The 13,923-nt window shown below is 63.9% G+C and carries 14 protein-coding genes; 12 read left to right on the forward strand and 2 right to left on the reverse strand.

The genetic code is table 11. From position 1 onward, the window contains the following. The first annotated feature begins 21 nt into the window (after positions 1 to 21). From NKJ11_RS03615 to NKJ11_RS03635, 5 genes are read left to right on the forward strand one after another with little or no spacing between them, the layout of a single operon-like run. On the forward strand, positions 22 to 861 hold the full coding sequence (locus NKJ11_RS03615; protein ID WP_031212293.1) for an ABC transporter permease: 840 nt from the start codon (positions 22 to 24) through the stop codon (positions 859 to 861). Then, the gene (locus NKJ11_RS03620; RefSeq protein ID WP_023808848.1) at positions 858 to 1,841 is read left to right on the forward strand and encodes an ABC transporter ATP-binding protein; all 984 of its coding nucleotides are present in this window, start codon (positions 858 to 860) and stop codon (positions 1,839 to 1,841) included. Before NKJ11_RS03615 ends, NKJ11_RS03620 begins: the two co-directional genes overlap by 4 nt. Beyond that, positions 1,838 to 2,050, forward strand: a complete 213-nt coding sequence (locus NKJ11_RS03625) for a hypothetical protein (RefSeq protein ID WP_352792707.1) — start codon at positions 1,838 to 1,840, stop codon at positions 2,048 to 2,050. The genes NKJ11_RS03620 and NKJ11_RS03625 overlap by 4 nt, the downstream gene beginning before the upstream one ends. Next, complete coding sequence (locus tag NKJ11_RS03630) at positions 2,017 to 2,814, forward strand: oligopeptide/dipeptide ABC transporter ATP-binding protein (protein WP_352792734.1); 798 nt, start codon at positions 2,017 to 2,019, stop codon at positions 2,812 to 2,814. The genes NKJ11_RS03625 and NKJ11_RS03630 overlap by 34 nt, the downstream gene beginning before the upstream one ends. 49 nt (positions 2,815 to 2,863) lie before the next feature. Further along, positions 2,864 to 4,891, forward strand: a complete 2,028-nt coding sequence (locus NKJ11_RS03635; protein ID WP_352792708.1) for a CocE/NonD family hydrolase — start codon at positions 2,864 to 2,866, stop codon at positions 4,889 to 4,891. A 19-nt stretch (positions 4,892 to 4,910) separates the two neighbouring features. On the opposite strand, the gene NKJ11_RS03640 is transcribed toward NKJ11_RS03635, so the two are convergent. Continuing rightward, positions 4,911 to 5,813 (reverse strand): LysR family transcriptional regulator, encoded by a 903-nt coding sequence (locus NKJ11_RS03640; RefSeq protein WP_352792710.1) that lies wholly within the window; start codon positions 5,811 to 5,813, stop codon positions 4,911 to 4,913. A gap of 102 nt (positions 5,814 to 5,915) precedes the next feature. Here NKJ11_RS03640 and NKJ11_RS03645 point away from each other — a divergent pair, with 102 nt between their 5' ends. From NKJ11_RS03645 to NKJ11_RS03655, 3 genes are all read left to right on the forward strand, one after another. Next, the gene (locus tag NKJ11_RS03645; protein ID WP_352792711.1) at positions 5,916 to 6,905 is read left to right on the forward strand and encodes a zinc-dependent alcohol dehydrogenase family protein; all 990 of its coding nucleotides are present in this window, start codon (positions 5,916 to 5,918) and stop codon (positions 6,903 to 6,905) included. Positions 6,906 to 7,099: 194 nt separating this feature from the next. Beyond that, on the forward strand, positions 7,100 to 7,399 hold the full coding sequence (locus NKJ11_RS03650) for a TFIIB-type zinc ribbon-containing protein (RefSeq protein WP_023808853.1): 300 nt from the start codon (positions 7,100 to 7,102) through the stop codon (positions 7,397 to 7,399). Positions 7,400 to 7,467: 68 nt separating this feature from the next. Next, the gene (locus tag NKJ11_RS03655; protein ID WP_352792712.1) at positions 7,468 to 8,454 is read left to right on the forward strand and encodes a Tim44 domain-containing protein; all 987 of its coding nucleotides are present in this window, start codon (positions 7,468 to 7,470) and stop codon (positions 8,452 to 8,454) included. A 49-nt stretch (positions 8,455 to 8,503) separates the two neighbouring features. Here NKJ11_RS03655 and NKJ11_RS03660 read toward each other — a convergent pair whose 3' ends face one another. Beyond that, positions 8,504 to 9,604 carry a lactonase family protein gene (locus NKJ11_RS03660; protein WP_352609314.1) on the reverse strand — a complete coding sequence of 367 codons (1,101 nt, stop codon included), beginning with the start codon at positions 9,602 to 9,604 and terminating at the stop codon, positions 8,504 to 8,506. Between the two features lie 199 nt (positions 9,605 to 9,803). On the opposite strand from NKJ11_RS03660, the gene NKJ11_RS03665 reads away from it, so the two are divergent. From NKJ11_RS03665 to NKJ11_RS03680, 4 genes are read left to right on the forward strand one after another with little or no spacing between them, the layout of a single operon-like run. Beyond that, the gene (locus NKJ11_RS03665; RefSeq protein WP_023808855.1) at positions 9,804 to 10,355 is read left to right on the forward strand and encodes a MaoC family dehydratase; all 552 of its coding nucleotides are present in this window, start codon (positions 9,804 to 9,806) and stop codon (positions 10,353 to 10,355) included. 1 nt (position 10,356) lies between these two features. Further along, entirely contained in the window at positions 10,357 to 11,517 is a 1,161-nt protein-coding gene (locus tag NKJ11_RS03670) for a CaiB/BaiF CoA transferase family protein (RefSeq protein WP_023808856.1), read from the forward strand. Further along, a complete protein-coding gene (locus NKJ11_RS03675) occupies positions 11,514 to 12,683 on the forward strand; it encodes an extracellular solute-binding protein (RefSeq protein WP_023808857.1) in 1,170 nt (389 codons plus the stop codon). The genes NKJ11_RS03670 and NKJ11_RS03675 overlap by 4 nt, the downstream gene beginning before the upstream one ends. A 26-nt stretch (positions 12,684 to 12,709) precedes the next feature. Continuing rightward, positions 12,710 to 13,897, forward strand: coding sequence for an ABC transporter substrate-binding protein (locus tag NKJ11_RS03680; RefSeq protein ID WP_023808858.1), 1,188 nt, complete (start codon positions 12,710 to 12,712; stop codon positions 13,895 to 13,897). Positions 13,898 to 13,923 lie beyond the last annotated feature (26 nt).

Here is a 13,923-nt window from a genome sequence, read left to right on the forward strand (position 1 = left end):
TCCCGCAGCTTCCGTCTCGGCATGATATGGCGCACCTTGCGCCGCATCATGCGCGAGCCGCTCGGCGCGATCGGCCTGACGCTGGTGACGGTCGTGGTGCTGTCGGCGGTCTTCGCCAGCCTCCTGACCAGCTATGCGCCGAGCAAGATATCGCCGGCCGAACGCTTCGCTTCGCCGAGCCTCCTGCATCTGCTCGGCACCGACCATCTCGGCCGCGATCTTCTCACCCGGGTGCTCTATGGCGGACGCGTCGCGCTTTTGATCGCGCTGGGCGCGACAGCGGTGTCGCTGGTTGTCGGCGTCGTGCTAGGGCTGATCGCAGGCTATGGGCCGCGCTGGCTCGACAATGTGCTGCTGCTGATCTTCGACGCCGTGAAGAGCTTTCCCACCGTTATGCTGGCGCTGACGCTGGTCACCCTGTTCGGCCCCTCGCTCTACGCGGTGGTGCTGGTGGTGATGCTGGTCAATGTGCCGGGTTATGCGCGCATCATCCGAACCCAGACGCTGGTGCTCAAATCGGCCGAACACGTCATGGCGGCGCGCTCGATGGGGGCAAGCGCCGGCCGCATCCTGCGTGTCCATATCCTGCCCAACATCATCGGCCCGATCCTGATCCTGATCTCGATGGACATTCCCGTGGTGGTGGCGATCGAGGCGGGCATGAGCTTCCTCGGGCTCGGCGTGCGGCCGCCGACGCCGAGCTGGGGTGCGATCCTCAATGACGGCTTCGCCAACATCCGCGATTCCTACTGGATCGTGATTGCCGGCGGCCTGCCGATCGTGCTGACCACGCTCGGCTTCACCTTCTTCGGCGAGACGCTACGCGACCTCTTCGATCCCAGGCTGAAGGGACGCTCATGACGGTTCTCGAGGTCAAGGATCTGAGCGTCGCCTTCCACACCGAGGCCGGGCGACTGGAGGCGCTGAAGCAGGTGAGTTTTTGCGTGCCGGCCAACCGCAGCGTCGGCGTGGTCGGCGAATCCGGCTGCGGGAAATCGACGCTCATCAACGCCATTCTCGGCCTGCTCGCCGACAATGGTGAAATCACATCGGGCGAGATCATCTTCGAGGGCGACAAGGACCTTGCCCGGCTCGACCCGACCGCGATGCGCGGCCTGCGTGGCCTCAGGATCGCCACTGTGTTCCAGGATCCGATGGGCGCGCTCAACCCGGTGCTGTCGGTGGGGCGGCAGATGCGCGACATTCAGTATCGCTCGGGTCTGTCGAAGCGGGACAAGGATGCACGCTCCGTCGCCATGCTGCGCAAGGTTCGCATTCCCGATCCGGGAAGCCGGCTGACGCAGTTTCCACACGAGTTCTCCGGCGGCATGAAGCAGCGCATCGCCATTGCGATGGCGCTGATGATGGAGCCGGCGCTGCTGATCGCCGACGAGCCGACGACGGCACTCGATGCGACGCTGGAGGTGGCCACCATCGAACTGCTCAAGGATCTGCAGCGCGACATCGGCTGCTCGGTGCTGTTCATCTCGCATCATCTGGGCGTGATTGCCGAACTCTGCGACGAGATGATCGTGATGTATGCCGGCGAAGTAGTGGAGAGCGGCACGACCCGCGAGATATTCCACGATGCGCGTCATCCCTACACGCAGAAGCTTTTGGCTTGCGATCCCGCCCGGCTGTCGCAGCGGGTTGCTCGCCTGCCGACCATTGCCGGGACCTTGCCGGATTTGCGCCGCCGGCCGAGCGGCTGCGTCTTCCAGCCGCGCTGCGATCGCGCCGACGCCCAATGCCTGACGACGCCTCCCAGCGCAGTCCTCGGTGGGTCTCACATCGCCCACTGCTGGCATGCGGACATTCCCTTGGGAGCGATGAACGCATGAGCTCCGAAGACCTGCTCAGCGTCAATGATTTGCGCGTCGCGTTCCGCGCTGGCGGCCTGTCCGCCAGGCTCGCGGGGCGGGCCACCGAGATCGAAGCGGTCTCCGGCGTCAGCTTCACGCTTCAACGAGGCAGCACCTCGCGCTGGTCGGCGAATCCGGCTCGGGCAAGACGACGCTGGCGCGCACGCTCAACGGTCTTCAGCCGGTGAAGGCGGGCACGATCCTGTTTGAAGGGCAGGAACTGCAAGGCCTGTCTAACACCGCCATGAAACCGGTGCGGCGGCGCATGCCGATGATGTTCCAGGATCCTGTGGGATCGCTGTCACCACGGCTCAGCGTGCGCTCGCTGCTGTCTGAGCCTTTCGTCATTCACGGCTTGTCCGATCGCGATCTCAACGCCGAAGTCACACGGCTTCTTGCGCTGGTCGGGCTGCCGCGCGATTTCGCCGACCGCTACCCGCACCAGCTTTCCGGCGGCCAAGCGCGCCGCGTCGGTGTGGCGCGGGCGATCGCTCTGGACCCGGTGCTGGTCGTCGCCGACGAGCCGACCGCCGGCCTCGACGTCTCCGTGCAGGGAGAGGTGCTGAACCTGCTCAACGACCTGCGCGACCGAATGGGCCTGTCGATGCTGATCATCACCCACAATCTGCATGTCGTGCGCCAGATCGCCGACCGCATGGCGGTGATGTATCTCGGGCGCTTCGTCGAGCAGGGTGAAACCGAAGCGATCTTCCGCGCGCCGCATCATCCCTATACGGCGGCCCTTCTGTCCGCCAATCCCGAGCCGGACCCAGATCGGGTGCACCAGCGCATCACGCTGCCGGCCGACGTTCCCTCCCTGCTGGCGCGCCCTTCAGGCTGCGAATTTCACACACGCTGTCCGCAGGCCCAGCGCTGCTGCGCGGTGGATGTCCCCATCCCGGTCGCGGTCGGAAACGGCCGCCTGACCTGCCATTTCCCGCTGAACACATAAGGATCGCCACCGGCGCAAGTTGTCGGCCGGGGCGTCGAGAGGAGCCGCCATGCAAGATATCCGCGTCGTCACCGATTTCCCGCGCAAAATCCGCGAGATCGAGAATTTGTGGATTCCGATGCCTGACGGCGTCAAGCTGGCGGCGCGTGTCTGGCTGCCGGAAGACGCGGAGGCCGATCCGGTGCCGGCGATCCTCGAATATTTGCCCTACCGCAAGCGCGACGGAACGGTGGAGCGCGATGCGCTGACGCATCCCTATTTTGCCGGTCACGGCTATGCCGGCGTGCGGGTCGACATGCGCGGCTCAGGCGACAGCGAGGGATTGTGCAAGGGTGAGTATCTGAAGCAGGAGCAGGATGACTGTCTGGCGGTCATCGAATGGCTGGCCCGGCAATCCTGGTGCTCGGGTAGTGTCGGCATGATCGGCATCAGCTGGGGCGGCTTCAACGGGCTTCAGGTCGCCGCGCGGCGACCGCCAGCATTGAAAGCGGTTGTCTCGCTGTGCTCCACGGATGATCGCTACAATGATGACGTGCATTATCTCGGCGGCGCCATGATGTGCGACAATCTGATGTGGGGAACCACCGCCTGGGCCATCGCCATGACCCCGCCCGACCCGTTCATTGTCGGCGATCGCTGGCGCGATCTTTGGGAGCAACGGCTGAACGGCAACGGCATCTGGATGCAGGACTGGTTCGAACACCAGCGCCGCGACGATTTCTACAAGCACGGCTCGATCTGCGAGGACTATTCCGATGTCGAAATCCCGGTCTATGCCGTCGGCGGCTGGGCCGACGGCTATCCCAATCCGATCTTCCGGATGCTGGAAAAACTGAGCGGTCCTCGCAAGGGCCTGATCGGACCCTGGGGCCACAAATATCCGCACTTCGCCATGCCCGGCCCGCGTATCGGCTTCCTGCAGGAGTGCCTGCGCTGGTGGGATCAATATCTCAAGGGCATCGACACCGGCATTGCCGACGAGCCGATGCTGCGCGCCTGGATTCAGGACCCCGCACGGCCGGCGGCGATCTATGACGAGCGGCCCGGCCGCTGGGTGGCGGAGCCGGCGTGGCCGGGACCAGGCGTTGGCGAAAAGGTGCTGAACCTTGCGCCGCATGTGCTGAGCGAGGCCAGGGGCGAAGATACGATCCTGGAGATTTCGTCGCCGCAGACGGCCGGCCTGTCGTCCGGCGCCTGGTGCGGTTATGGCGTCATGCCGACTTTGCCGGTCGACCAGCGCACGGAGGAAGGCAATGCCCTGATCTTCGAGACCGCGCCGTTGACCGAAGCCATCGAGATCCTTGGTTTCCCCGAATTCGAGGTCAGGCTCTCCTCTGACAAGCCCGTCGCCCTTCTGTCCGCCACGCTGTCGCAAGTGTTCCCTGAAGGTGCTGCCTCGCGCATCAGCTATGGCATCCTCAACCTGAGCCATCGCAACGATGATCTGGACATCGCACCCATGGTGCCGGGCCAGGCGGAAACGGTGCGCATCAAGCTGCGCTGCTGCGGGCAGCGTTTCGAGGTTGGCGAGCGTATCCGGCTGGCACTGGCGACATCGCATTGGCCCATCGTCTTCCCGACCGCCGAGCAGGCGACGCTGTCGATCCATTGCGGCGACAGCCGGCTGATCCTGCCGGTGCGCCCACCGCAGAAGCTGGACGACACGCTGGGGGCTTTCCTGGCTCCGGAAAGCGCTGTGCCGATGGAGCAGGAGGTTCTGGCCAAGGGCGACGGCTTTCAGCGCTCGGTGTCGACGGACCAGGTCACCGGCGAGACCGTCTATCAGGTCGTCAATGATGGCGGCACGGTGCGGCATCCACATACGCAGATGACCATTGCGGCGAGGCATGTCGACCGGTTCACCATCCACCCCGACGATCCGAACTCGGCGGTCGGCACCTGCACCTGGGAAAAGTCCTATGGCCGCGGCGACTGGCAGGCGCGCCTTTCGGTGAAGGCGACCGTGCGCGCGCTGCGCGATGTCTGGCGGATCGAGACCCACATCACTGCCCATGAGGGAGATGAAGTGGTCGTCGACCGCAGTGAGGTCAAGGAGTATCCGCGCGACCTCAACTGAAAGCGGCTGCGATTGGCAATCAGGCCATCGATCTCGGCAAGGCGGCAGCCAGCGCATCGACGGCCAGCCGCACCTTCAGCGGCAGATGCGGCGTCTGCAGCCAAAGGGCATGGCAGTCGTAGAGATATCGCGGCTGGTCCGGCAACAGTGCTACCAGCGCGCCGGCTTCAATGCGCTCGCGCACCAGCCACCAGGGCAGCCAGGCAAGCCCCATGCTCTCAACAGCCGCATCGGCGATGGCATAGAGATCGTCGAGCCGCAGCCGCCCGGTTGGCGTAATCTCCTGTACGGATTGCCCCTCGCGCGCAAACAGCCACGGCTGAACGACTTGGCCGAGCCGGCGGTAGACAATCGCCTGATGATCAGCGAAGTCTTCGATACGCTGCGGTTCGCCATGAACTCTGAGATAGGAGGGTGCCGCGCAGACGACCATGTCCTGGCGCGCGACGCGGCGTGCGATCAACCCCGCCTTGTCGCCCAGAGCACCGGTTCGAATGGCGAGATCGTATCCGTCTTCGGCAAGATCGGCGAAGCGGTCGGTGAGCGACAGGTCGAGCTCCAGCATCGGATATTGCCGCGCCAGCCGCAGCAGCACGGGTGCAACGCAATGGCGGCCGAAATGCGCCGGCATGGTGACCCGCAGTTTTCCACGTGGTTCGGAGAACTGGTCGGCGGCGAGCGCATCGGCGGCTTCGGCCTCGGCCAGCACCACCCGACAGCGTTCATAGTAAGCGCGCCCGAAGTCGGTCAGGCTTTGCCGCCGCGTGGTCCGATTGAGCAGCCGCACGCCCAGCCGCTCCTCGAGGAACCGCACATGCTTGCCAACCATTGGTCCGGACAGATCGAGTGCGACTGCGGCGGCTGCGAACGAGCCGAGGTCGACGGCCCTGACGAACACGGCCATGCTCTCAAGCCGATCCATATTCAAAACTCCTGGTTTCTACTGTTCTTCCCTTACAGCCATTTATCCCCGGCAAGCCTAGCTGCATAGCTCATTCGGTTCAGATGATTTGGAGTATCCCGAATGACACGCGTAGTTCGCTTTCACCAGCATGGTGGCCCGGAGGTTCTGCGCATCGAGGATGTCGCGCTTTCCCCACCGGGGCCGGGCGAAGTTCAAATCCGGGTCAAGGCACTCGGCCTCAATCGCGCCGAAGCGCTGCTGCGCGCGGGGGCCTATATCGAGACGCCGACGCTCCCCTCGGGGCTTGGTCTTGAAGCGGCGGGTGTCGTCGAGACTATTGGCGACGGCGTGAAGGATTTCGCGCCAGGTGACAGCGTCAGTGTCATCCCGCCGCAATCGATGATCCGCTGGCCGGCCTATGGCGATCTTGCCACCTACCCCGCCCGACTTGTCGTCAAGCATCCGCAGTCGCTTGACTGGCAAACGGCAGCGGCGGTCTGGATGCAATATCTCACCGCTTATGGCGCGCTGATCGACATCGCCGGGCTGCACAGCGGAGACGCCGTCGTCATCACAGCAGCATCGAGCAGTGTCGGGCTTGCGGCGATCCAGATCGCCAACAAGGTCGGCGCGACCGCGATCGCGGTGACGCGGACATCGGCGAAGATGCGGGCGCTGCTCGAGGCCGGCGCGGCCGACGTCGTGGCCTCGACGGAGGAGGATCTGGCGGCGCGATTGAACCAGATCGCCGGGCCGCGAGGCGTGCGCGTCGTGTTTGATGCGGTCGGCGGCCCGATCTTCGAGCCGCTGACGACGGCCATGTCGCATAGCGGCATCCTCATCGAATATGGCGGACTGAGCCACGCGCCGACGCCATTCCCGCTGCCAGCGGTGCTGAGCAAGACGCTGACACTGCGCGGCTACCTCGTGCACCAGATCACCGGTAACCCGGTAAAGCTGGAGGCCGCCAAGGCGTTCATCGTCGAAGGCCTGCAGAGTGGGGCACTAAGACCGATCATCGACCGGACCTTTGCGTTCGACCAGATCGTCGAAGCGCATCGGTATCTGGAATCAAACGAGCAGTTCGGCAAAATCGTGGTGATGATTTGAGCGGAGTTGACAAACAAATCGTTCCTGGGGGCGATATCGCTCTTGAAGGCGCCGAGTTGCATTCCTAACTGTCTCACGCGGGCCGGGCCCCTCTGACTATCGCTTTTGGCGATCGTGATGTCGGACCGCTTTAACGGGCCCGTTTCCATGTTTTCGGTCAAGCGGGCTCAATCTTTTTCGGTTTGGAGCCCCGTATGACATCTTCTCTTCTTGGCATGACTTGCCCCTCCTGCCGCGTTGCGCTCGTGATGAGCGAACGCCAGGGTATCGAAATCGACTACTGTCCGCAGTGCCGCGGCGTCTGGCTTGATCGGGGAGAACTCGACAAAATCATCGAGCGTTCCGGCAGGGAAGCGGCGCCCGCGCCGCAGCCACAGCCGGCAGCATTCTCCCAGCCGCAACACGGCCAGGGCCGCGACGACGATTATTCCCGCTCCCACGGCCACCGCTATCCGAAGCGGAAGAAATCATTTTTCGAAGAGTTGTTCGATTGACCGCATGACGCCGGCACCCGGCGGCGGCTGAAAACTTCCGAAACCGCAGAGACAAAGGTTCATCTCCGATGACTTCCCGTACAAGCCGATTTGCAGCCCTCTTTGCAGGACTGTTCCTGGCGTTTTCGATGGTTACGATAGACCATGCCGAGGCGCGCCGCGGCGGCAGTTTCGGCAGTCGTGGCATGCGCACGTTCCAATCGGCACCGCCGACCAGGACCGCACCGGCCCCGACCGCTCCAGTCGAGCGTTCGATGACGCCCAACACCGGTGCGAACAACGCGGCCCGGCAGCCGCAGGCCGGCCCGCAGAGGCCCGGCTTCATGAGCGGTTTCGGTGGAACGATGATGCGCGGCCTGCTGCTCGGCGGCCTGCTCGGCCTGCTCGTCGGCCAAGGCTTCGGCGGCCTGGCCGGCGTGTTCGGTTTCCTGCTTCAGGCCCTGCTCATCGGTGGCGCGATCATGCTGGCTATCCGCTTCTTCCGCTCGCAATCGGCGCGTGGTCCTGCGCCAGCGCTCGCCGGTGTCGGCAATGCCCAGGCTTCGCAATTTGAGAACCGCGCAACGGCAGGGCAGCAGACTGCAGGCTCCTTCACAATTCCCGGCTTTGGCGGTGGTTCGGGCGGAAGCTCTCCGGCCATCGGTTCTGATGAGATCACGCTGGCTCAGACCGACCTCGACGCATTCCAGCAGCTGTTGACCGATGTCCAGGAAGCATTCGGGCGCGAAGACCATGCCGCTCTGCGCCGGGCTGTTACCCCCGAAATGGTGTCCTATCTGTCGGAAGAACTGGCCGACAACGCCCAGAAAGGTCTCAGGAACGAGGTAACGGACATCACCTTGCTGCAGGCCGACGTCGCTGAAAGCTGGCGCGAGGATGACCGCGACTATGCCACGGCCGCATTGCGCTACGAGTCTCGTGACGTGACGCGCGAACGGGCCAGCGGCAAGGTCGTCGAAGGCGACGAAGACCATTCGACAGAGACGACCGAGCTGTGGACCTTCGTGCGTGAGAATGGATCGAGCTGGAAGCTCTCCGCAATACAGCAGGCTTGAGCCCGGCCGGTTTCGCCCGAGGCCTCGATGCGGATGTGGTTGCGGTCGTTTAGCGCACGATCTTGACGCACATCGGCGTGCCGATCTCGATGGCGCGCCCGGTGTCGATCAGCATGCCGCTGTCGGCGTCGCGCGCGAAGATCGAGATGCGGTCGGCATTCTGGTTGGCCGAGAACAAATGGCCGCCTGACGGCGTCAACGCCAGGTTGCGCGGCGTCGCACCGCCGCAAGGGACATAGCCGACCAGGCTCAGCGCGCCGGTGTTCTGGTCGACCGCCATGATGACGACGCTGTCATGGCCGCGGTTGGAACCGTAGACAAAGCGGCCATCCGGCGACATCTGGATATCGGCGCAATGATTGCTGTCGCGCGCCTCGGCCGGCACCGCCGGCTTTGCGTCGATGATGGACAGCTTGCCTGATGCCTCGTCCAGCGCCATCGAGACAATGGTCGAATCCAGCTCGTTCATGACAAAGACGAAGCGTCCGTTCGGATGCAACGCAAGATGGCGCGGACCGGCGCCCGGCGGCAGAGCGGATTCAGCGAGCTTGCTGAGCTCGCCATCTCGCCCGATGCGGTAGGACACCAGCCGGTCGATGCCGAGGTCGGCGACGATAGCCATGCCACCACCGGCAATGGTTTCGGTGACGCTGTGGGCATGCGAGCGTTCCTGCCGCGCCGCATTCGGGCCGGTGCCGGAATGCGATACGCTGGCCAGCGGCGCCGACAGCGCGCCGTCCTTTTCGAAACCATAAACCGCCACGGCACAATCCGGACCGCCCTCGCCCATGCCATAGTTGGCGACCAGCAGCCTCGTCCCGTCGCGGGTGATGGTGTTGTGGGCGGTGATGCTGCCGAGCGACGGCTGCTTGTTCAGATAAATGAGCGTACCAGAAGCTCGATCGAAGCTGTAGGCGGAGACGGTGCCCTCGCGCCAGGTGAAGACTTCCGAATTGGCATAGATGTGCGAGCCGTCTGGCGTCACCGACAGGAATGTCGGATTGTCGACATCGTTGGTCTCGGCCAGTTTTCGTGTTTCCAGCGTCGTCTCGTCAAAGCTGTAGACGCCGAGACCGACGCCCCGAGCGCCCTGAAAATACGGCGCCTCGCGGTTCAGGCTGCCGACAAAGACCAGACAATCCTTGCGCATGATTTCCTCCCCTGCCCGCCTGCGCTTCGGCGCGCGGGAGCAGCCAAAATTTCGCCTGTTCACGCTTGCAACGCAACCCCATATGTGAAAATACTATTTACAAAAGAAGATTGACGGGAGGAGACGTCTTGCATTTCGACGCCTTGATGCGTTTTCCGGCAGCTGTGACGTGCCCCATACAAGGCTGGCGGTGCCGGCCATGAACGATTTCGCGCCCACCGTCGGTGTCGCCTCGACGCATCCCAAGAACATGCCTGGGGATCACGCCGCGCTGCCGGTGTGGAACGCCGAAAACTGGTTCTATGAGGATTGGCCGGTCGGGCAGAAGATCCGCTCGTTGCGACGGACCATGGCCGAAGGCGATAGCCATTTGTTCAACACGCTGGTGCTCGACATCCACCCCTATGTGCAGGACCAGATATTTGCCGAGAGCGAAGGCGTTTTCGGCAAGCGGCTGATCGCCGGCGCCTTTGTCTTCTCGGCTGGCCTCGGCCTGGTCGCCACCAATTGCGTCAACGCCTTTTCCTATGGCTACGACAAGCTCCGTTTCATAAAGCCTGTCTTCATTGGCGACACGATCTATTCGATCCGCTCCAACCTCGACAAGAAGCCCCGCTACAAGGAGATGGGGCTGATCCGCGCCAGCTATGAGGTTTTCAAGGGCGAAGGCGAGCTCGTTCTCTATTGCGAGCATCTGCAGACGGTGAAGTACCGCAACCCGGCCGACTTCGTCGGCAAGACGGAGAAATAGCATGCCGGCAGCAGCCGAATTGCCGCTCGCCGGTCTCGTCGTCGTCGACATGAGCCAGTTCCTGTCGGGCCCGTACTGCTCACTCAGGCTGCTCGATCTCGGCGCCCGCGTGATCAAGATCGAGCGTCCGGATGGCGGCGACCTGTCGCGCCGGCTCTATCTCAGCGACACCGAGATCGGCGGCGATTCCACCATCTTCCACGCCATCAACCGGGCCAAGGAAAGTCTTGCCATCGACCTCAAGAACGAGGCCGATCTCGAAGCGTTGCGCGGCCTCCTGGCCAGGGCTGACGTGCTGATCCAGAATTTCCGGCCGGGCGTCATCGAACGGCTCGGCCTGGACTATGAAGCGGTCCGCAAGATCAACCCGCGGCTGGTCTATGCTTCGATCAGCGGCTATGGCGAGGATGGGCCATGGGTCAAACGGCCCGGCCAGGATCTCTTGGCGCAGGCGCGTTCCGGCGTGATGTGGCTGAACGGCGACGAGGATCAGGGACCGGTGCCGTTCGGCCTCGCCATCGGCGACATGCTGGCTGGTGCCGCCTGTGCGCAGGGCATTCTGGCCGCACTGGTGCGGCGCGGCATCACCGGTCAGGGCAGCCATATCGAAACCAGCCTGCTGGAAGCGCTGGTCGATTTCCAGTTCGAGGTGCTGACGACGCATCTCAATGACGGCCGCCGGCTGCCCAGGCGCTCCAGCTTCCGCAGCGCGCATGCCTATCTGTCGGCGCCTTACGGTGTCTACCCGGCCAAGGACGGCTATCTCGCCATCGCTATGACGCCGATCCCCAAGCTGGCCGACCTCTTGTCGCTCAGCGAGTTGGCACCCTATCGCGACAAGCCTGCATCGTGGTTCACCGCGCGCGACGACATCAAGGCGATCATCGCGCAGCGGATCGCCACCAAAACCATCGACGAATGGCTTGATATCCTCGAGCCGGCCGACATCTGGTGCGCCAAGGTACTGACCTGGCCCGAGATGCTGGCAAGCGAGGGGTTTCAATCGCTCGATATGCTGCAGACGGTGACGCGCGAGGATGACGTCTCGATCCTCACGACGAGTTCGCCGCTCCGGGTCGATGGCATCAGGGCCAAGGTCGATCGGGCGGCGCCGCGCATCGGCGAGCACAGTGCCGCCATCCGCGCGGAGTTCGGCCTGTGAGCGTGCCCAAGCTCAAAGGCATGACCTGGAGCCATCCGCGTGGCTACGATCCGATGGTCGCCTGCTCGGCGCTGTGGCAGCAGAAGACCGGTATTGCCATCGAATGGGACAAGCGCTCGCTGCAGGATTTCGAATCCTTCCCGGTCGAGGAACTGGCGCGCGCCTATGATCTCATCGTCATCGACCATCCGCATGTCGGCCAGATCACGGCCGAAGGCTGCCTGGAGCCGCTGGATGTCGCCGGACGCGAGGCGGAACGCACGGCCCTTGCCTCGGGCAGCGTCGGCCAGTCCTATCCGAGCTACAACTGGCAAGGACGGCAATGGGCTTTCCCGATCGATGCGGCAACCCAGGTCCAGGCATGGCGGCCGGATGCGATCGAGGCGCCACCGGCGCGCTGGAGCGAGGTGCTCGATCTCGCCCGGCAAGGCCGTGTGCTGCTGCCGCTGCGGCCGCCTCACGTGTTGATGGTGTTTTACACATTCGCAGGCAATCTCGGCCGTCCTTGCACCACCGATCCATCCCACGATCTCATCGATGTTGACGCCGGTAGCGAAGTGTTTGAAGCAATGCGCGAGATTGCAGCGCTCGTTGATCCGGCTTGCTTGGAGATGGATCCGATTGCCGTCTCGGAGCGCATGGCGGAGGCCGGTTCCAGGTTCGTCTGCGCGCCACTGATCTATGGCTATGTTTCCTATGCGACGACTGGCTTTCGGGCGAACCGGCTGGCCTTTGCCGATGTTCCGGTCATCGGTTCCGGCGGCCCGATCGGTTCGGCGCTCGGCGGCACCGGCATAGCCGTATCAGCCTTTTCCAAAGCCAGGGATGCCGCGATCAACTTTGCCTATTGGGTCTCGAGCGGCGATGTCCAGCGCGGCGCCTATGCCGCCGCCGGCGGCCAGCCCGGCCATGCAGCGGCCTGGGAAGATCAGGCCGTCAATGAAGCGACCGGCAATTTCTACCGGGACACGCGCGCGACACTGGCGGGTGCATGGGTGCGGCCGCGCCATGACGGCTACATGGCGTTCCAGCAGGCCGCGTCCGAACGCATCCTTTCCGGCATGACCTTCCGGCATCAAGCCCGACAGGTCGTTGCCGATCTCAATCGCCTGTTTCGGGAGAGTTCCCCGGTGCAGGTGTCCGGCGCTGCCGGTGGAGGAGCCTGAACCAAACCGAACGGAGGAGAACAAGAATGACAGGAATGATCCGCGGCCTGCTGGCCGCAACGGCGCTTGCCTCGCTTGCAACGGCCGCCTTTGCACAGGATGTGCAAGGCGTCATCGGTGGACTGCCGACCGAACTCAAGGCGCAGTATGACGGAGCGCCCCAGAAGGTATTGCCTTCGGCCTGGGAGAATTTCAACGCGCCGCCAAAGCCGTGGAAATGGTGCCACTCGGAATCCTACCAGGGCAACCCGTGGCGGGTCACGGTGACCAAGGAGTTGAAGCGTCTTGTCGACGGGCTGATCGCCGACGGCACCGTCTCCAGCTTCGAGGTGTCGGATTCCAACAATGATGCCAGCCAGCAGATCAACCAGATCCGCGCCTTCATCGACAAGAAATGCTCTATCATCACGTCGGTGCCGGGCTCGGCGACGGCGCTCGACGATGCCATCGACGCTGCCGCCAAGGCCGGCATTCCGTTCATCACCGCCGCCGGCTCGGTGACCAGCCCGAACGCCATCAATGTCGATTCCAACTATGCGCGCTGGGGCTATGACATGATGACGGCGATCGGCAAGGCGCAGCCGGACGGCGCCAGCATCCTTCTGGTCGAAGGCATCGCCGGCCACCCGATCGTGGTCCAGGAACGCCAGGGCGCGGACAAGGCGCTGGCGGAAAATCCGAAGCTGAAGATCTCGCGCAACGTCAACGGCAACTGGACAGCCAACGTCACCAAGACCGTGGTGCTGCAGGCGATCGCCACCAACCCGGCGCCGATCGATGCGGTGTGGACGACAGGCAGCGAAAGCCGCGTCGTCGCCGAAGCCTTCGCGGAAGCCGGCCGGCCGGCGCCATTGATCACCGGCTCGATCACCGGGGACGCGCTGGGCTACTGGAAGGCCAACCCCGACAAGTACCGCTTCGAAGGCCATGCGGTGCTGCCGCACTGGACCGCGCAAACACTGTTCCGCGTCGGCGAGCGCATGCTCGACGGCCAGAAGCCGAAGCTGAACACGCTGCTGATCCCGATCCCGCCTGTCCACACCGCCGATCTCGGTGCCTGGTACAAGGACTGCATGACGACGGATGCCGTGTCGATCTTCCCGATCCCGCCGAAAGATCCGATGCCGGAGGAATGGCTCGACGCCTATTTCTCGAACCCGGCGCCGACCAAGGGCTGGGATTATTCGAAGGTGCCCGATGCCTGTGCAAAGTGACGCCTGCTAGTCTCTCAGCAGGCCGG

The organism is Mesorhizobium sp. M0243, assembly GCF_040321775.1.
GTDB lineage: Bacteria > Pseudomonadota > Alphaproteobacteria > Rhizobiales > Rhizobiaceae > Mesorhizobium.